The following is an 18,401-nucleotide window of genomic DNA, read 5'->3' as shown; positions in this document are numbered from 1 at the left end:
TTATATCAGGCTTTCAGCCCTGCCGGTAGGAGATTCTTCGCTCACGCTCTGAATGACAAAAAACGGTGTCCCGAACGCAGAGGTACATCCCCCAGCCCCCCCCCTTCAAAGGGGGAATGCAGAGCAGACCGCTGACTACTGATCGCTAACAAATAAAAGAAACAGAAATGAAAACGATTTACAGAAATCTATTGAGTGTGATTCGCCGTTTTAAAATGGCGACGTTGTTAAACGTGGCGGGGTTGTCGGTCGCCTTCGCCGCGTTTATGGTGATTATGATGCAGGTCAATTACGATCGGACATTCGACACCTCCGATCCCAACCACGACCGCATCTTCCGCGTCGAGTTTATGTATCAGGAGAACGCGCAGGTAGTCATCAATCGACCGTTGGCCGAGGCTTTTTTTGCTTCTTCACCGCATATTGTTGCCGGTGCGCTGTCTTCTCCTTATAGTACCGATCGGTTTTTCTCCGTCGAAAATAATGGTATCAAACAGTTTTATGAAGAGAAATGCATACAGGTTTCTCCCGAATATACGGAAGTGTTCACGTTCGATTTTGTCGAAGGAACGAAGGAAGTATTAAAGCAGCCGGATCATGTGATGATACCGCTTAGTATGGCACAGAAACTGTTTGGCAATCAACCGGCCGTAGGCAGACAATTGACCGGTCGGCACAGTAATATGACCGTCGGTGCGGTGTACCGGGACTTCCCGGCTAATACCCTTGTACGGAATATTGTGTACGCTACGATCCCCCCGAACGAGAACAAAACGAATTGGGGAAATTGGAACTATCAGATGTTTGTTCGGATGGACGATCCAGACAATATGCTCTCTGTCTATGAAAACTTTAAAAAGAATAACAAAGCCAATCCGCAGATGATCGGACAAACGGACGAATTCGATTGGGAAAAACTAAATGCAGCCTTGCGTTTTACTCCTTTGACCGAGGTGCATTATGTAACCGATGCGATCTTTGATTTTACTCCCAAAGCTAGCCGGCAGACCTTGCGGGTCTTGTTTGCCATAGCCATTGTCGTGATTGTAATTGCGGGGATTAATTTTACGAATTTCAGCACGGCGCTGACACCTGTGCGGATCAAAAGCATCAATACGCAAAAAGTGCTGGGAGGGAGTCAGGGTGCCATTCGGCGGTCATTGGTCTTGGAGGCGATGCTGATCAGTTTATTTTCGTATGTGATAGCCATCGGGTTAGTGATGTTGTTTGCCCGTACGGAGCTCTCGTCGCTTGTCGATGCGGACTTGTCGGTCGCTTCGCAGCCGCTGATCGTGGGAGGAACAGCACTGATCGCGTTGTTGACGGGGCTACTGGCCGGACTGTATCCGTCGTTCTACATGACCTCGTTCCCTCCTGCGCTGGTATTGAAAGGGAGCTTCGGATTGTCGCCGAAAGGCCGAGCGCTGCGCAACGCGCTTATCAGCGTGCAGTTTATCGCTTCGTTTGCATTGCTGATCGGTGCGTCGTTTATGTATTTGCAAAATCATTTTATGCAGCACACACCGTTGGGATACGAAAAAGATGCGCTGATCGTCACGAATATCAATTCGCAAATTAATAAAAGTCTGGACGCTTTTACGAACCGTATGAAAGAATTTGCGGGAGTCGAAGACGTTACGTATGCCGAGCAGTTGTTGTCCAGCACCGACTTTTATATGAGTTGGGGACGGGATTACCAAGATAAGGAAATCCGATATCAAGTGCTTCCTGTCAATTATTCCTTTTTGGAAGTGATGGGTATTCCAGTTACGGAAGGACGCGATTTCCGTATCGAAGATACGAATACCCGTTACGGTGCGTATGTCTTTAACGAACGTGCACGCCGAGAGTTCGGATTGGAGTTAGGTACGATGATCGACAGCACGGAGGTCGTTGGCTTTATGCCCGACGTGAAGTTTGCTTCGTTCCGTACCGAAGTAACTCCGATGGCATTCTTCGTCTGGGGCACCCAAAACTGGGGTCATTGGCCGAATCATGCCTATGTCAAGGTAAAGGCCGGATCGGACATGCGGGCGGCAATGGAGCATGTACGCACCGTGCTGGCTGAGTTCGACCCCGAATATCCGTTCAACGTCCGATTCTTTGACGATGTTTTGCAGCAGTTGTATGAAAAGGAGGGAACGCTTAGCATGCTGATTACGCTGTTCAGTATGATTGCTATTTTTATCTCTATCGTCGGTGTCTTCGGTTTGGTGGTGTTCGACAGCGAGTATCGGAAGAAAGAAATCGGCATTCGCAAAGTATTCGGTTCAACGACACAGCAGATTCTGGTGATGTTCAACAAGACCTATCTGAAGATCGTCGTCGTTTGTTTCGTCTTTGCCGCCCCTGCGGCGTATTACGCGGTAGTGAAGTGGCTCGAGAACTTTGCCTACAAGACCCCGCTTTACTGGTGGGTGTTCGCCCTGTCGTTCGCAGTGGTGGCCTTCGTGACGTTCGCCACAGTGACCTTTCAAAACTGGCGTGCGGCGAATGCCAATCCGGTGAAAAGTCTGAGAAGTGAATAATGAAAAGTCTGAGAAGTGAAAAGTGAATAGTTAAAAATGAATAATGAAAAATGAATAATGAAAAGTGAATAATGAAAAGTGAAAAAAGTAGTAAAGCAGTTAATGTAGGGGCGAACCTCAGTGTTCGCCCGTCATAACGCCGATATGAACATTCCCCGTCTCCCCTTCAAAGGGGGGAAGAGCGAAGGGGGGATGTTATCCCTTCAAAGGGGGAACGCAGAAGCGAAGCGCGTTAGGGAAACAGGCGAACGCAGAGGCGTTCGTCCTTGGGCCTCGGGCGGTGAGCCGACGGAGCAGCGAGCAGGGCGAAAGAAAATCAGGCTGTCCGAGCAAAGCGAGTTACCTGATTTTCCGGCCTGCAAGCGTCGCGACGATGTGTGAAGCGCACGAAGCCTTGACCTTTTGGTTACTTTTGGGTCAAGCCAAAAGTGACAAAAAGAAGATTCTTCGCTTCGCTCTGAATGACAAAAGACCGAACGCAGAGGTACATCCCCCGTCCCCCCTTCAAAGGGGGGAAGAGCGAAGCGAAAGGGGGGATGTTATCCCTTCAAAGGGGGAATGCAGAGCAGACCGCTGACTACTGATCGCTAACAAATAAAAGAAACAGAAATGAAAACGATATACAGAAATCTATTGAGTGTGATTCGCCGTTCTAAAATGGCGACATTGTTAAACGTGGCGGGGTTGTCAGTCGCCTTCGCCGCGTTTATGGTGATTATGATGCAGGTAGATTACGAGCGTAGCTTCGACCGCTGTCATCCGGGAGCCGAACGTGTGTTTCGTGTCGATTTATCCGGACCAGATCTGTTCTCAACCATTTTGCCGCGCGGATTTATTGAAGAAGTGCTGAAATCGTCACCGCATATTGAAGCCGGTACGTTGCTCAATCCGTTTATTGGAGAGGTGTATTTCACGGTTACGACGAATGGGGAGAAACATGGTTTTCGTGAAGTCGTGCAGACGTGTCACCCGGAAATCGTGCAGACATTCGGCTTTCCGATTATCGAAGGAAGCCCGACATGTCTGCATCAGCCGGACAAAGTGATCATTCCCGAAAGCATGGCACGACGCCTGTTCGGCCACGAGTCGGCCGTCGGTAAGGCTTTGCATGCCGAGGCCGGTATTTGGAGCAAAAGCAGAGAAGGAACGAAGGAGTCGCCCGATTTAACGGTCGGAGCCGTTTACCGTGATTTCCCCGGTAACACTCAGTTACGCAACGCGATTTATACGGCTATCGACAATGATTGTATGAAAACGGATTTCGGAGCGAGCAATTTTATCTGTTACCTTCGGCTTGATGATGCGGCTTCGGCCAATGATGTGGAACAGACATTTAACAGCCATTTCGATTTTGCGAATATCGACCGGCCGAATGAATCGATTAAACTTGTTCCGCTTACGGATATTTATTATTTGAACGAAGGCGGCGATGGCCGTATCTTCCGTAGCGGCAATGCCGATGTGACACGTATCCTTTTTGCTATTGCCTTACTTATTTTGATTGTGGCGGCAGTCAATTATACCAACTTTAGCACAGCCATGACACCTGTGAGGATGAAAAGCATCAATACGCAGAAGGTGCTTGGCAGCTCAACGGCGATGCTGCGCCTGTCGCTTTTGGCAGAGGCGGTCATCATTTGTCTGCTTTCATGGGCTGTCGCGATTCTGATTGTTGCGGGCTTGACCGACGGCATGATGCTCTCGTTCATTGACGCCGATATCGCTCCTTTACACAATATACCGCTCATCGGGCTGACGGGTGCCGTTGCTCTGCTAACGGGGATCGCCGCCGGACTGTATCCGTCGTTCTACATGACCTCTTTTCCGCCCGCTATGGTGCTCAAAGGGAGTTTCGGACTTTCACCCAAAGGCCGGCAGTTACGTACGGCGCTCGTCGGCTTTCAGTTTGTGATCTCGATGGGACTGATTATTGCCGCCGGATTTATTCAGCTTCAAAATCATTTTTTGCGAACGTATTCTACCGGCTTTGACAAAGAACAAATTGCTGTTGTTGAGTTGGGGCAGAGCATATTGCAACGTAGCGATGAATATACGAACCGTCTGAAGGGGTTTGCGGGTATTGAAGAAGTAGCTTTTTCTTCCGAGAAAATAGGCGCTCAGGACGAATATGCTACACAAGGAGCTGTATATAAAGGAGAAGATTTTTCGTATCTTATGATTAAAGTTTCGTGGAATTTTCTGCGTGTAATGGGTATTTCCGTAGAAGAAGGACGTGATTTTTCAGAATCGGACTTGCGAGGCGAACGACCTGTTTTCATCTTTAACGACTATGCCAAACAACATTTAAATATGGAATTGGGGTTATTTAAGTATTGGGCTGATTATACCGGCGAAATTGTTGGGTTTGCCGAGAACGTGCAAATCACCTCGCTTCGCCACGAGAATCAGATCCTTTGTCTAGCAATGACAAATGGGCGGCCTTTGCCGGTTTCATATATTCGCCTGAAAGCGGGAACGGACATCCGTGCCGCGGTAGAGCATATTCGCAAGACTATCGCGGGCCTCGATCCGTCGTATCCGGTCGATATCGAATTTTACGACTCCATTTTCGACCAGCTTTATCGGAAAGAGACGAATTTACGCAGTATGATTACCTTGTTCGGTTTATTGGCCGTTATTTTATCGCTTGTCGGTGTCTTCGGTTTGGTGGTGTTCGACAGCGAGTATCGGAAGAAAGAAATCGGCATTCGCAAAGTATTCGGTTCAACGACACAGCAGATTCTGGTGATGTTCAACAAGACCTATCTGAAGATCGTCGTCGTTTGTTTCGTCTTTGCCGCCCCTGCGGCGTATTATGCGGTAGTGAAGTGGCTCGAAAACTTTGCTTACAAAACCCCGCTTTACTGGTGGGTGTTCGCCCTGTCGTTCGCAGTGGTGGCCTTCGTGACGTTCGCCACAGTGACCTTTCAAAACTGGCGTGCGGCGAATGCCAATCCGGTGAAAAGTCTGAGAAGTGAATAGTTAAAAGTGAATAATGAAGAACGAAAAGTGAAAAGTTTTTCGGGTGTTTAACTGTTGAGTTGTTTGACGGTTGAATGGAACAATGACGAATGACGTGAATAACCGCAAATGAAAACTTGCGAACCTTGCGGAATCCTTTGTGAATCTTGCGGTTTATTTTACCGCAAAGCACGCAATGGAAACCGCAAAGGGCGCGAAGGTTGTTATCACGGGCGAACACAGAGGTTCGCTCCTACGCGGCATACCGAACGCTGTGTCCTGGCCTGAAAACTGATGGCTGACCGCTGAATGCACAGTCGCTATTTGCTAAAAAATATAATGTATTCCTGCCTGATAACCGATATAAATCTGTTGTGAGCGGGAGATGCCGGTGTGTTGCCAGAGATTGCGATAGGAAACGAGTCTTTCGTTCGTTTTTCCTGCATTCATATAGCAAAGGCTCGGCCCTCCGAAGAGCTCGAAGTGCGGAGATAAACGAATGGCTGGAAGCACTGAATAACTGATATGGAAGACTGTATGACGCAGGTGATCGTTTTCGATAATCAAGGGATTGTTGGAATATCCGAAGCAGGAAAGTTTCAACTCGTTGTGGATTCTTATCCGTGACAGACAGTAGATATGCGCACCGAAGCCAGCCTCCGTCACATACGAACGTCCCGATGTTTTATGATTATATCCTATTCCGACAATGCCGTAGAGGAATCTGCCCCCCGAACGGAAAGTGGTTACTACACTTCCTGTTTCGTTGTACGTGATGGCAATGCTTTTCTCACCGTGGCGGATCAGATTGATCAGTCCGATCGGATAATCGCTGTTTTCGGCGATGTTGATCAATCCTGCCCATTGTACACCTATTACGTTTCGGGCCTTGTTGACTAGTCCCGCCCATTGCATCCCTTTGACGTCGCCTGATACATTGATTACTCCTGCAAACTGAAAGCCTGCGTGATGCTTCGACGTGTTCGCCAGTCCGGCGAACTGCACGCCACGGCTCTCCTTGCCCGCGATATTGACCAGCCCGGCCAGCTGAAATCCGTTCGCCTCGTTCGTGACGACGTTGGCCAGTCCGCCAACTGTAAGGACGTTTTCATTCTTCGAAAGACCGACAAGCAGATTCAGAGAAACGTCATTCGTATAACGATATGAGTGCAGTCCGTTCGTACTCAACGGCGGGAAAAGACCGAACTGAAATCCTGCTTTTCGTTCCGTTTCGACCTGGGAGAAAGCTTGTCCGCACATCAACGCGAAGGCAAGCATGATAGAGCATATTGTTTTCATCTTTCTATGTTTTTATTTGTTTGACAATCATGAATCATATTTTTCTTTTCGAGCAAGCAAATGTATCGACCGCAAGACTTTTTGTACAATCTATTTGACGAACCCCCTATCTGCTTTTGACGAATGGCACTCTTCTTCTCTTTTTCCCGTCCGTTATATCGTTAACTTTGCGCCATGAAAAAATACTACGTCAATAACTACCGGCAGGTTGTTTTTATCTCGTGGACGGTCATCATCGTACTGCTTTGGATACAATATGTTTATCTGTCATCCTTTTTGACAGCCACACTGCTACTCCTTGTACATATCCCTTCGGTTTATTTGTCTGTTATCCTGACCAATCGATGGTTTTCGAGGGCGATGCACGGAAAAAAACTGAAACGGTTTATGCTTCATTTTGCCGCTGTCACGTTGTTTATCGCTTTCCTGCTGGCTGCCAACTTTCAATGGATGAGATGGGCCGAAACCCATGGATACTTCCCCCGTTCCCGACTTCTGACGAATCATATTTCTTTTACGGTCGATTTTCTTTTCGCCATCCCTTCGGTGTTGGTCATCAACTTCGGCTTTTGCGGATTGAGGCTTCTTTACGATCATATCCACTTGCAGAAGACTCATCTCGAAACACAATTGCATGTTTTACAGTCGCAGATTAACCCGCATTTCATGTTCAATATATTGAATCATATCCATACGCTGATTCAAACCGATGTAGAGTTGGCTTCCTCATTACTGCTTCAGTATGCCGAAATACTCCGTTATCAGCTCTATAACAGTCAAAACACATGGATACGGATGGATCAGGAAATACGTTTTCTGAAGAACTTCGTAGCCGTCGAAAAAATACGGTGGAGCGATAAGGTTCACGTATCCTGTGTTTGGGAAGTAGAGAATAACGACAAGCAGATTCCGCCGTTGCTCTTATTCGTTCTGATTGAAAACGCGTTTAAATATGTATCACGTTCTGTTTCGAAACCGAATTACATCCGAATTTGTTTTACCCAAAAAGGAGATTACGTTTTGCTCGATGTGGAAAACTCAAAATTGGATATGCACGATAAAAACAAGACTTCTGGTCTCGGGCTGGAGAATATGAAACGCAGGCTGGATATTCTTTATCATCGAAATTACCACCTCTCGGTCAGAGAAACGGACACGGTTTATCATTCCCGACTTGAATTATGGCAGAAATAACGATTCATAAGGCAGAATATCCTCCTTTGAGATGCCTCATCGTCGACGATGAAGCACTCGCGATTAAAGGTATTGCACTTTATATCGACAAGCTCGGTTTTCTACAAATTTCCGGTACTTGTTCTTCAGCTATCGAAGCGGTAACAATGCTTAAAGAAAAGGAAATCGATCTGCTCTTTCTCGATGTCAACATGCCTCATCTTTCGGGGCTCGAATTTCTGGAGGCACTCGAACATCCTCCAATGACGATCTTGACAACGGCTTACTCTGAGTATGCGTTGGAAGGCTATCGGCTGAACGTCGTCGATTATCTGCTCAAGCCGGTGGCGTTTCATCGTTTTTTTCAGGCCGCATCGAAAGCTCGGGAACTCTATCGATCGCGTTGTATGTTGCAATATGGCGAACGACAGACAGACGCCGACGCTTTTGTTCGTCAGGGGGACTCATTCCGACGGATTCGGTTGGAAGACATTCTGTATATCGAAGGGATGCAGAATTATTTGAAACTGCATTTTGAAGACAAGACTATTATCATTCATCAGACGATGGCCTCTTTGCAAACAATTCTTCCCGATCATTCGTTTTTTCGCATCCACCGTTCTTTTCTGGTGAACCTTGCTCATGTTGAGAAAATGTCGGGTAACAGACTTTTTATTCATGGGAAAGAATTGCCTGTCGCATTGTCGCGTAAGGAAGAGTTCGTGCGTATGATACATACCAAACTTTTGAGTAAATGACCCGTGGCCGGAGAATCGATCTCTTTTCAAAGGACACCATTGTATTCAAGGTTCTCACAGATGCTGTTTGATACGATTTTTTTCTATGTTAAACGAATGGTAATTAAAATAAAATTTGTATTTTTGGCACAGAAATTATATAGCTGTTTGATTACTAACGAAAAAAAAGAATTTAGCCGTGATAAAATTAAAACCGTTAAGCCATATTGTCGTGCAAAAGCCGAATGCGAGCTTGTTGCTGTTTCTTTCCACCCTTGCAGCCGTTATATTGGCTAATACGCCGTGGGGCGAAGCATATTACCGTCTTCTCGATTTCCCCATCAATTTCCGGTTTGGTGATTTTGTGTTTTTTGCACATCATGGCGAACCGATGACCTTGTTGGCTTTTGTGAACGATGCCTTGATGGCCATCTTCTTCTTTGTCGTAGGGTTGGAAATCAAAGAAGAAATCTTGGTAGGTGAATTAAGCTCTTTCAGAAAAGCACTGCTCCCGGTGATCGCTGCCTGCGGAGGCATGATTATGCCGGTGCTCGTTTATTTCGCGGTTTGCCATCAACATCCCGAGTCGCATGGAGCAGCCATTCCGATGGCTACCGATATTGCATTTGCCCTTGCGGCATTGGGACTTTTCGGGAAACGTGTTCCGTTAAGTCTCAAGATATTCCTGACTGCGCTGGCCATTGTCGACGATATCGGCGGGATTATTGTGATTGCGCTTTTTTACAGCGGTCATATTGCCGTGTCTCCTTTATTGATCTCGGTCGTTTTGCTGGGCGGCTTATATCTTGGCGGACGATTCCATATTAATAATGTATTGTTTTACTATGTCGGCGGTTTTATCGTCTGGTTGCTGTTCTTAGAATCGGGTATTCATCCCTCCATCGCGGGAGTGATGGTTGCCTTTACCGTACCGGCCAGACCAAAGATTAAACTGGACGAGTTTGCCGGAGAGATGAAGGAAAATCTGGCATTGTTGGATTTTTCTCAAGTCAAGCACTCACGTCGATCCTCGGTGTTGAGTTCCGGTCAGGTATTGCTCTTAAGTAATATACATCGCATTTCCAGCAATACGGTCAGTCCGCTACAACGAATCGTACACCGGCTCAATCCGATGGTGAGCTATTTTATTCTCCCATTGTTTGCATTTGTCAATGCGGGTGTACATTTCGAAGGATTTGAGCTTTCGGCCTTATTAGGGATACCTTTTGCAATTTTTCTGGGGTTGTTTGTGGGCAAAACCGTCGGAATTTTCCTGTTTGTTTATGTGTCGGTGAAAACGAGACTTGTTTCGGTTTCGCAAGGCCTCACCAAAAAAGGAATGTTGGGCGTTTCAATGCTGGGGGGGATCGGTTTTACCGTTTCCTTGTTTATTGCGAATCTTTCGTTCGCATCATTGCCCGAGATCGGACCGGTATTGCTGAACGAAGCCAAACTGGGGATATTTGCCGGATCGTTGGTCTCGGGATTGTGCGGATACCTGTATTTGAAACGTGTTTTGCCTCATGAGGAGCGATCGGAAGAGGTTTTGGAAGATTAAAAAAGAAACATTTATCGAAAGTCGATCAATGTATATATTCAATTTAAATTAGTATTGAACATGGGATTTGTTAAAGAATTTAAAGAGTTTGCCATGCGCGGCAATGTGTTGGACATGGCAGTGGGTATCGTGATCGGCGGTGCCTTTGGAAAGATAGTTTCTTCTTTTGTTGCAGACTTAATGACGCCGTTATTAGGCTTGCTTGTCGGGGGAGTAAATTTTTCCGATCTGAAGATTGTGCTGAAACAGGCTGTCATGCAGGGTGAAGAAGTGATTTCGCCGGAGGTGGCATTCAGCTATGGGAACTTTATTCAGGTTATTTTTGACTTTTTGATTATTGCGTTGGCTATATTTATACTGTTGAAAGCCGTGAATAAGTTCAAGAAGAAAAAGGAGGAAGCATCGGAAGTCCCGGCAGCTCCTCCTGCCGATGTACAACTTCTGACGGAAATCCGTGATTTGTTGAAGAAGAATTAATCCATGTATACCGGTGCATCCGGGTGATGGCGGAGTTCGTCCATCATCCGGATGTCTTCCGGTATCGTTCGGTCCAAGGATAACGGCGGCAGGTTATCCAATGCGAAAAAGCCTTGATCGAGAATATCGAACGAACCGGACAGTACTCCTCCTAACACCTCACAAAGAATAAACATTTTATAGACATAAAACGGCCCGGCCGGATACGGATGGCACCGTTTGTCTATGACGGCCAGCAAACGTTCGGCACGTACATCAAGTCCCGTTTCTTCCCTTGTCTCCTTTACGGCTACCTCTTTAGGGGTATAACCTACGTCGGACCATCCTCCGGGCATAGCCCAACGACCGTCTGCTTTCTCGCGTACCAGCAAAATCTCATTCTTTTCATTGAAAATGACAGCTCTGACGTCAACTTTGGGGGTTACGTATTCTTTTGCGGGAAGATAGCAGGCGTCAATCTCTTCTTCCTTAATACCGCCGGCGATGCCGGTGATACGGTTGCTTATCTTGATCAACTCCTGACAACGGTCGATTTCGTATTCATTGGCAGAATAAGCCAAGCCCGTTTGTGAAAGCGCCCGAATACGTTGTGCAAGTGTAATCAGTTCTTTTCCTTTTTCCATATTTGGAGGATATGCAATGACGAAGTCAGGTATAAAGAATTATGAAGATATCTTGTATTGAGTATAAGCAGGCTTTTTCATGCAAACAGTACTTTTGCACAGAACGGTTGCTCTTTTCACCGGAGACAGTTCACCAAAACAAAGAAAATTAATTTGAGATGTAAAAACAAAATCTCTTTCTTTTGTAAACATCTGAGGTACTAATTAAGAGCGAACCATTGTGCAAAAGTCACTTCAATCAATGCTCTTTTCTTACCTTTTTGTAAGCACGTATTGATCGGCTAATTCGCCGGCCGGCCTGTTCCCTTCTTTATCAAGCATGGTAACCTTGTCGCCTTCGATTAGCCACTTTGTCATTTCTTCTCCCTGTCCTAACGTGATGATGCTGTTTTCCGCATCCCATGCTAAGGTACCGGATGATTCGAAGCGACCATCTTCCTTTTCCTGATAAACTTGCGTCAGCTTGTACGTCTGATCGCCCATGAGTTCAAGGGTCGTTTCAATACCGCTGCAATCGGCACACGGAAGAACGCCGTAATATACGCCGGCCTTGTCAAAAACGGGCGCCTGTACGGTTTCAACCGTCTGATCTTCCTCGCCGGCTTCCGTATTTTTGTTACCGGATTTGCAAGATACGAGTCCAAGCAGGAGTGCTGCGACTCCCCAAAAAAACAAATTCTTTTTCATACGATGTAATATTCAATTGAGTTAATTCAAAACAATAAACAGATGGATCGGTAAAATGGTTGCAGAATTTTTAAAATTGAACATCTTTTGCATTTTTTTAATATTTCTATGTATTCGTTGGGGCGTTGATGGATGTTCCCGGTGCTTGGAGTTTCCGGTCCATGGCGTCCGCAGCCCTGCGCCCGTCGCCCATGGCAAGGATGACGGTGGCTCCGCCGCGAACAATATCGCCTCCGGCATATACATCGGGTAGAGAAGAACGCATATCGTCTTCATGAACGATGATAGTGCCTTTCGACGAAATTTCCAAACCTCCGAATGCTCTTGGGATTAATGGATTAGGAGATACACCTACACTGACAATAACCTCGTCGACTTCAAGCGTTTCTACAGCGCCTTCGATCGCTACGGGGCGGCGGCGTCCGGAGGCATCGGGTTCTCCCAGCTCCATCTTCTGCAGGCGCATCTGTTTCACTCGCCCGTTTTCGTCGCCCAGATATTCAATCGGGTTGTGCAGTGTCAGAAATTCGATTCCTTCTTCTTTGGCATGCTTTACTTCTTCCAGTCGGGCAGGCATTTCTTCTTCGCTGCGACGGTAGACGATCATGGCACGCGAAGCACCTAAACGACGTGCCGTACGTACCGAGTCCATCGCCGTATTTCCTCCGCCGATCACCGCTACGCGTTTACCCTGCAATACCGGCGTATCGGAATCTTCGGATGCCGCATGCATCAGATTGACGCGCGTCAGATACTCGTTCGATGACATAACCCCGATCAGGTTCTCGCCCGGGATATTCATAAAATTCGGCAAGCCGGCGCCACTGGCCACAAAAATGCCTTTGAAACCGTCGGCATGGAGATCATCGTAGCTGATAGTTTTTCCTACGATGCAGTTTGTGATGAAGTGAACGCCCATGCGCCGCAGACCGTCGATTTCAAATTCGACGATTCGGTTAGGAAGACGGAACTCCGGAATTCCGTATTTCAATACGCCGCCGATCTCGTGCAATGCTTCGAACACGGTAACTTCATATCCGCGCTTGGCCATGTCGCCGGCAAACGAGAGTCCGGCAGGCCCGGAACCGACGACGGCGATGCGTATTCCGTTGGCCGGCATCATCTCCGGAATCGACGCCTGACCGCTCTCTCGTTCGTAATCCGCCGCGAAGCGTTCAAGATAACCGATGGCTACGGGTTCTTTTTTCATCTTCAGATGTACACACTGTGCCTCACACTGTTTTTCTTGCGGGCAGACACGACCGCAGACAGCCGGCAGGCTGCTCGTTTCTTTCAGCGTTTGGGCTGCCTTCAAGAAGTCGCCCGCTTCGATATATTTAATAAATGTAGGGATGTTGATGCTGACCGGACATCCGCTCATGCATGTGGGATTGGGGCAGTCGAGACATCGCTGTGCTTCCTGCATGGCTTGGCCGGCAGTAAGTCCGAGGTTGACTTCTTCATGATTGCCGCTACGGTAGTCGGCATTAAGCTCATTCATCCGTACACGCGAAATATCGGTGCGTTCTTTGCTTTTCTTCGTTTTGCGCAAAGCTTCTCTCCAGGGCTCGGCACGCCGCAGAGCTATGAGTTCTTCTGTTGTCATACGGATTCCGGTTGTTTCTTATCGATTCCTTTATAAGCATTTAAACGCATCATCATTTCGTCGAAATCGACTTGATGTGCGTCGAATTCAGGCCCGTCGACACAGACGAACTTTGTCTGTCCGCCGACGGTCACACGGCAGGCACCGCACATGCCTGTTCCGTCTACCATGATCGTATTCAGTGAGGCCACCGTCGGTACCTGATATTTCTTAGTCAGCTCGGAGACAAATTTCATCATGATGGCCGGGCCGATGGTCACACACAAATTGACCGGTTCACGGTTGATTACCGATTCGACGCCGTTTGTCACCAATCCTTTCGTTCCGTATGATCCGTCATCGGTCATGATCAGGACTTCGTCGGAACAGGCGCGCATCTGTTTTTCCAGAATAACCAACTCTTTTGTTCGTGCAGCCAAGACGACGATCACGCGGTTTCCGGCACGATGAAAAGCTTCGACGATAGGAAGCAAGGGGGCAACCCCAACTCCTCCGCCGGCACAGACCACGGTCCCGACCTTTTCGATATGCGTGGCCTGTCCCAATGGACCGACTAAGTCTGTAATCGATTCGCCGGCATTCAGCTCGCACAGTTTTTTTGACGAACGGCCGACGGCTTGAACGACCAGCGTAATCGTACCTTTTGATGTGTCGGAGGCTGCAATCGTCAGTGGAATGCGTTCTCCCTTTTCGCCTACGCGGACAATTACAAAATGTCCTGCCTTACGCGAACGTGCAATCAGTGGAGCTTCTACCTCCAGCTTCACCACGTGAGGAGAAAAATACTCTTTACTTACAATTTTGTTCATGATATTTTCCGTTTGTTATTCAAATAGTTCTTTGTCTCTGACTAACATCAGAATGGCCGAATGCGGCAGGATCAGGTATTTCTCGTCGTTCAGACGGACTTCGTAAGCCGAACTTTGCAGATAAACGGCTAAATCTCCTTCTTTGGCTTGCAAAGGCAGGTAAGTGTTTTTCTCGTCTTTCTTTTTCCATGGCTCATCTTCGTCGGTAGGCAAGGGTAGAGGATAACCCGGGCCAATACGAATAACGTAGCCTGTCTGTAACTTTTCTCCTTCCTGTACCAAGGGAGGAAGTAACAAACCCGATCTGGTTTTTACCTGCGGGTTAGTGGGCTTGACCAATACCTTATCTCCTACCATCAAAAACTTGTCAAACGCTTTATGGTCTATTGACAGTTGCATTTCTTTTCTTTATTTTATAACAGATGCAAAAGTAATATATATATGCAAAGACGCCAAATTAATCCTTTACCAATGCGCGAAAGGCCGATGGGATGGGCGTTTCGAAAGCAATCTCACGTCCTGTTACCGGATGGATGAACGAGAGTCTGAAAGCATGCAGCAAGAGCCGTTCGGCCGGATCGGTCATTGCTCCGTATTTCGGGTCGCCTGCGACCGGATAGCCGGCCTCTTCCATTTGGGCGCGTATCTGATTCTTGCGGCCCGTCTCCAACTCGAACTCCACAAGCGAGTAACGGTTGTTGCTCTGCAATACGCGATAATGCATCACGGCCTCCTTGCCCCGCGAAGCATCGGTGCAGAACACTTTCATACGGCTGTTTTCGGCCAAGTAGGAGACAAGCCTGCCCTGCACAGGGTCAGGTCTGCCTTCGACCACGGCTACGTACGAGCGGCGTGTAATCATGGTCGACCAGTCGTTGCGCAGTTTCTCCTGTACGCCTTTGTTACGTGCAAACATCATCAGTCCCGACGTCCCCCGGTCTAAACGATGAAGCACGAAAATCCGATTGCGCGGATCCTGCTCGCGCACATATCTCGACAGGAAAGCGTAAGCTGTACGCTCCTGTGCCTGCGATTCGGAGACAGACAACAACCCGTCTTTCTTCTCAACCACGATGAGCGATTCGTCCTCCCAAACAATGCGGAGATAAGGATTATTGAATGTCGTCTTGGCGCGCTCATGGCTGATCAACACCTCATCACCCGGATGCAAAGGCGTGTCGAAGTGTGTTTTAACGTTACCGTTGACCCATATTCGCCCGTGTTTGAGCAGACTTTTAACCGAGCTTTTGCTGCGGTCTTTGAGCAGGTCGAAGAGGTAAGAAAGCAAGGCGGCGTCTTGTCTGACCGTTGCACGTTGCCCGCGCGGCAGTGTTTTGTTGTTGGACGACGGGCGGTCGCCACGACCGTATTTCCACTGTGATGTCATTTTTACTTTCTTTTTAGAGCCGCCAAAGTTATACATTTATCCGTGAATGAAGTGGAGATCGGGTCTTTTTATCATGAGATTGGATGGTTTGATATGTAATATGTTGTAATGTAGCAGGGTCGTATAAGTATCGTGCTTTGTATTCTTTTTTTATGCTTTAACTGCCTTGCTGCTTTATGGCATGGATATAATTGATTATCGAACAATTGCTTATGTTCGTTAGAAAGGGGTCTTATAGCCAATATAACAAAGTAAACCTTTGTTTTCAATCAATGACCTGAGATGTTCCATTCGTTCTTCGGCAGGACTTTCCTGTTCATCGAAGAGATATTTTTTGCCCAACTGCCGATATTTGGATTCTCCCCATCGGTGAAAAGGTAGAATGTTAATGACTTCCAACCCGATGTCGCGGACAAATTCTGCTGTCCGGATGATATTTTCATCATCATCGTTAAAATCGGGTATGACGGGGATACGTGGAACAACAATACCTTGCCACTCCTGTTGCATAGCTAACAGTTCGATGTTTTTTAATATCTGCTGATTCTCCACTCCTACCATTTGTTTATGTTTCTCCGGATTCATGTGCTTGATGTCTGTGAAAATCCAATCGACGTACCGGATCACCTCAAGCCAATGAGCCGAGTTGACACATGCCGTGGTTTCAATACAGACATGCATATAGTGTTCTTTACATGCCATTAACATGGGAAGGATAAAATCTTTTTGCAGCAAAGGTTCTCCGCCGCTAAATGTCACACCGCCATGGTCGCCCCAATAAGGACGGTCGCGATCCAAACGATGAATCAGCTCATCAATCGTATAATATTTGCCTGAAATAGAATTTCCTTCATGCAGACAGGCTTCCACACATTCGATCGTCGTGCAGGTGTCGCATATCGAACGATCAAAGATCGGCTCGTGGTCTTCACCGATTGATATGGCATGATAAGGACACACCTGAATACAGGCTCCGCATTTTTTACATTTCGCATGGCTATGTAACATGACCGGATACCTGAATAAACCCTCCGGATTGCAACACCATTTACACATCAATGGGCAACCGTTTAAGAACACCGTAGTTCTTGTTCCCGGACCATCGTGAACCGAATATGACTGAATGCTAAAAATTAACCCTTTTACTTCTTTTTCTTTATTCTCCATCAGCATTAGATATGAATTGTTTGTGTTTATGATACTTTCAATATTGAATTGCGGCTGTTACTGTTGTGGAACAACCGCAATCCTGAATGACCTCCTGTTTTGATTTGTTATTTAGGCGGTTTAACGGTCATCGGCAACGAAACGGCCAATATGGCAGATAGCACAAATGAGCCGATAGCATAGTATATCGAATACGTATAACTACCACTCAAATCTTTCAGCCATCCGCCGATAAAAGACCCGAGGAATGGGCCTATTCCCATGACGATTAACGTTGCCAACCCCCATATTTTGCCGAGCGTCTTCCGTCCGTAGATCGATCCGGTATACCCGACGACACCTCCTGGCACGATGGCCCAGTAAATGGCGAAAATGGCAGCGGCCAAGTAGGCGACAAACGTTATTTTGCTTTCGCATGCCAATAAGAACAAGCAGGCAATCAGACCTACCAGCGGACCTATAATAAGCATGATTTTTCGTCCTTTGACTTCGTTTTTTACTTTCTCTACGATCTTGTCTCCGAAAATACCCAACAACGGCATGCTGAAGATGCCGATGATACCGATTGTTTTATAAACATTAATAGCGCTGGCATCACTCCATCCTTTATCTTTTACCCAGAAACTGACGACTTGTGTCCAGATCAGAAATTCGGCCATCATACTGGTGAGAAACATCAGAATAGCTCCCCAAATCGGATATTTGGAGTAGGCGTCTTTTACCGTCCAGTCTTTTTCGACAGGTACGTTTCCTGCGGCTGAAGCCGGCAATTCCCCGTGGGGCTTAAGACCATAATGTTCCGGATTCCTTTTGGCCAGTATTACGGCTAATACAAGTAAGGCGAAAATAATCACAGCAAGTATCACCATCGTCGCGCGCCATGTATAGTTATTGCTTGTCGAGGCTTTCACCACTTCGGCAAGTAACCATTGTGCCATCGGGGCTCCGGCAAATGCGATCCCCCACATCGTACCGTACGTTTTTCCGACATACCATTTCCGTACCGAAACGGTAGACGTAACCCAAAGCATACCGGTTGCTATACCGGCAAGAACACCAAACGTAAAAAGATAGGCCCAATGAATGCTTATCAAGCTGGTTAGATAAAACCCTAATCCTCCGAATATCGCAGCAATGGCATATACCGGCTTGGTACCCCATTTGTCTAAGATCATTCCGGCGAAGAATGCCACAATAGCATAGACTGTCATCATGAGAGAATATCCGAGGGTCACCTCGGCCTGTGTCCATCCTAATTCTGCAGCCATAGGCTCTTTCAGCATGGCAAACGTCGCTCTGTATCCGAACAGGCAGAATACGGCTAACCACGAAGCGCCTACAACCATCAAACCATACCTTTTGGATTTATTTGATAATTCCATAGTTGAT

General features: G+C 47.1%; 16 protein-coding genes. 7 read left to right on the top strand and 9 right to left on the bottom strand.

Annotated elements, in window-relative coordinates; all coding sequences use genetic code 11:
- The first annotated feature begins 167 nt into the window (after positions 1 to 167).
- The 3 genes from BFO_RS00715 to BFO_RS00700 all read left to right on the top strand — a co-directional run bounded on the left by BFO_RS00715 (position 168) and on the right by BFO_RS00700 (position 5,510).
- A complete protein-coding gene (locus tag BFO_RS00715) occupies positions 168 to 2,528 on the top strand; it encodes an ABC transporter permease (RefSeq protein WP_014223624.1) in 2,361 nt (786 codons plus the stop codon).
- A gap of 144 nt (positions 2,529 to 2,672) precedes the next feature.
- On the top strand, positions 2,673 to 2,909 hold the full coding sequence (locus tag BFO_RS15420) for a hypothetical protein (RefSeq protein ID WP_041590516.1): 237 nt from the start codon (positions 2,673 to 2,675) through the stop codon (positions 2,907 to 2,909).
- A 228-nt stretch (positions 2,910 to 3,137) separates the two neighbouring features.
- The gene (locus BFO_RS00700) at positions 3,138 to 5,510 is read left to right on the top strand and encodes an ABC transporter permease (protein WP_014223622.1); all 2,373 of its coding nucleotides are present in this window, start codon (positions 3,138 to 3,140) and stop codon (positions 5,508 to 5,510) included.
- A gap of 306 nt (positions 5,511 to 5,816) precedes the next feature.
- On the opposite strand, the gene BFO_RS00695 is transcribed toward BFO_RS00700, so the two are convergent.
- Positions 5,817 to 6,788: a hypothetical protein gene (locus BFO_RS00695; protein WP_041590514.1), complete on the bottom strand. Its 972-nt coding sequence runs from the start codon at positions 6,786 to 6,788 to the stop codon at positions 5,817 to 5,819.
- 174 nt (positions 6,789 to 6,962) lie between these two features.
- Between BFO_RS00695 and BFO_RS00690 the strand changes: the two genes are divergently transcribed.
- From BFO_RS00690 to mscL, 4 genes are all read left to right on the top strand, one after another.
- Positions 6,963 to 7,982, top strand: a complete 1,020-nt coding sequence (locus tag BFO_RS00690) for a sensor histidine kinase (RefSeq protein ID WP_014223620.1) — start codon at positions 6,963 to 6,965, stop codon at positions 7,980 to 7,982.
- Positions 7,970 to 8,719: a LytR/AlgR family response regulator transcription factor gene (locus BFO_RS00685; RefSeq protein ID WP_014223619.1), complete on the top strand. Its 750-nt coding sequence runs from the start codon at positions 7,970 to 7,972 to the stop codon at positions 8,717 to 8,719. The genes BFO_RS00690 and BFO_RS00685 overlap by 13 nt, the downstream gene beginning before the upstream one ends.
- A gap of 178 nt (positions 8,720 to 8,897) precedes the next feature.
- Positions 8,898 to 10,256 carry a Na+/H+ antiporter NhaA gene (gene nhaA / locus BFO_RS00680; protein ID WP_014223618.1) on the top strand — a complete coding sequence of 453 codons (1,359 nt, stop codon included), beginning with the start codon at positions 8,898 to 8,900 and terminating at the stop codon, positions 10,254 to 10,256.
- Positions 10,257 to 10,316: 60 nt separating this feature from the next.
- Positions 10,317 to 10,733 carry a large-conductance mechanosensitive channel protein MscL gene (gene mscL, locus BFO_RS00675; protein WP_014223617.1) on the top strand — a complete coding sequence of 139 codons (417 nt, stop codon included), beginning with the start codon at positions 10,317 to 10,319 and terminating at the stop codon, positions 10,731 to 10,733.
- On the opposite strand, the gene BFO_RS00670 is transcribed toward mscL, so the two are convergent.
- The 8 genes from BFO_RS00670 to BFO_RS00635 all read right to left on the bottom strand — a co-directional run bounded on the left by BFO_RS00670 (position 10,730) and on the right by BFO_RS00635 (position 18,394).
- Entirely contained in the window at positions 10,730 to 11,356 is a 627-nt protein-coding gene (locus BFO_RS00670; RefSeq protein WP_014223616.1) for an NUDIX hydrolase N-terminal domain-containing protein, read from the bottom strand. The genes mscL and BFO_RS00670 overlap by 4 nt on opposite strands.
- Before the next feature lie 252 nt (positions 11,357 to 11,608).
- Positions 11,609 to 12,043, bottom strand: a complete 435-nt coding sequence (locus BFO_RS00665; protein ID WP_014223614.1) for a copper resistance protein NlpE — start codon at positions 12,041 to 12,043, stop codon at positions 11,609 to 11,611.
- 106 nt (positions 12,044 to 12,149) lie between these two features.
- A complete protein-coding gene (gene gltA / locus BFO_RS00660; protein WP_046472569.1) occupies positions 12,150 to 13,649 on the bottom strand; it encodes an NADPH-dependent glutamate synthase in 1,500 nt (499 codons plus the stop codon).
- Complete coding sequence (locus BFO_RS00655) at positions 13,646 to 14,458, bottom strand: sulfide/dihydroorotate dehydrogenase-like FAD/NAD-binding protein (protein ID WP_041590513.1); 813 nt, start codon at positions 14,456 to 14,458, stop codon at positions 13,646 to 13,648. The genes gltA and BFO_RS00655 overlap by 4 nt, the downstream gene beginning before the upstream one ends.
- Positions 14,459 to 14,473: 15 nt before the next feature.
- Positions 14,474 to 14,857 (bottom strand): co-chaperone GroES, encoded by a 384-nt coding sequence (locus tag BFO_RS00650; RefSeq protein WP_041590512.1) that lies wholly within the window; start codon positions 14,855 to 14,857, stop codon positions 14,474 to 14,476.
- 58 nt (positions 14,858 to 14,915) lie between these two features.
- The gene (locus BFO_RS00645; protein ID WP_041590511.1) at positions 14,916 to 15,845 is read right to left on the bottom strand and encodes an RluA family pseudouridine synthase; all 930 of its coding nucleotides are present in this window, start codon (positions 15,843 to 15,845) and stop codon (positions 14,916 to 14,918) included.
- 219 nt (positions 15,846 to 16,064) lie between these two features.
- Positions 16,065 to 17,012 (bottom strand): glycyl-radical enzyme activating protein, encoded by a 948-nt coding sequence (locus BFO_RS00640; RefSeq protein WP_041591001.1) that lies wholly within the window; start codon positions 17,010 to 17,012, stop codon positions 16,065 to 16,067.
- A gap of 107 nt (positions 17,013 to 17,119) precedes the next feature.
- Positions 17,120 to 18,394, bottom strand: a complete 1,275-nt coding sequence (locus BFO_RS00635) for an MFS transporter (protein WP_014223610.1) — start codon at positions 18,392 to 18,394, stop codon at positions 17,120 to 17,122.
- Positions 18,395 to 18,401 lie beyond the last annotated feature (7 nt).

Source organism: Tannerella forsythia 92A2 (assembly GCF_000238215.1).
Lineage (GTDB): Bacteria > Bacteroidota > Bacteroidia > Bacteroidales > Tannerellaceae > Tannerella > Tannerella forsythia.
This window is presented reverse-complemented; position numbering and strand designations above follow the sequence as displayed.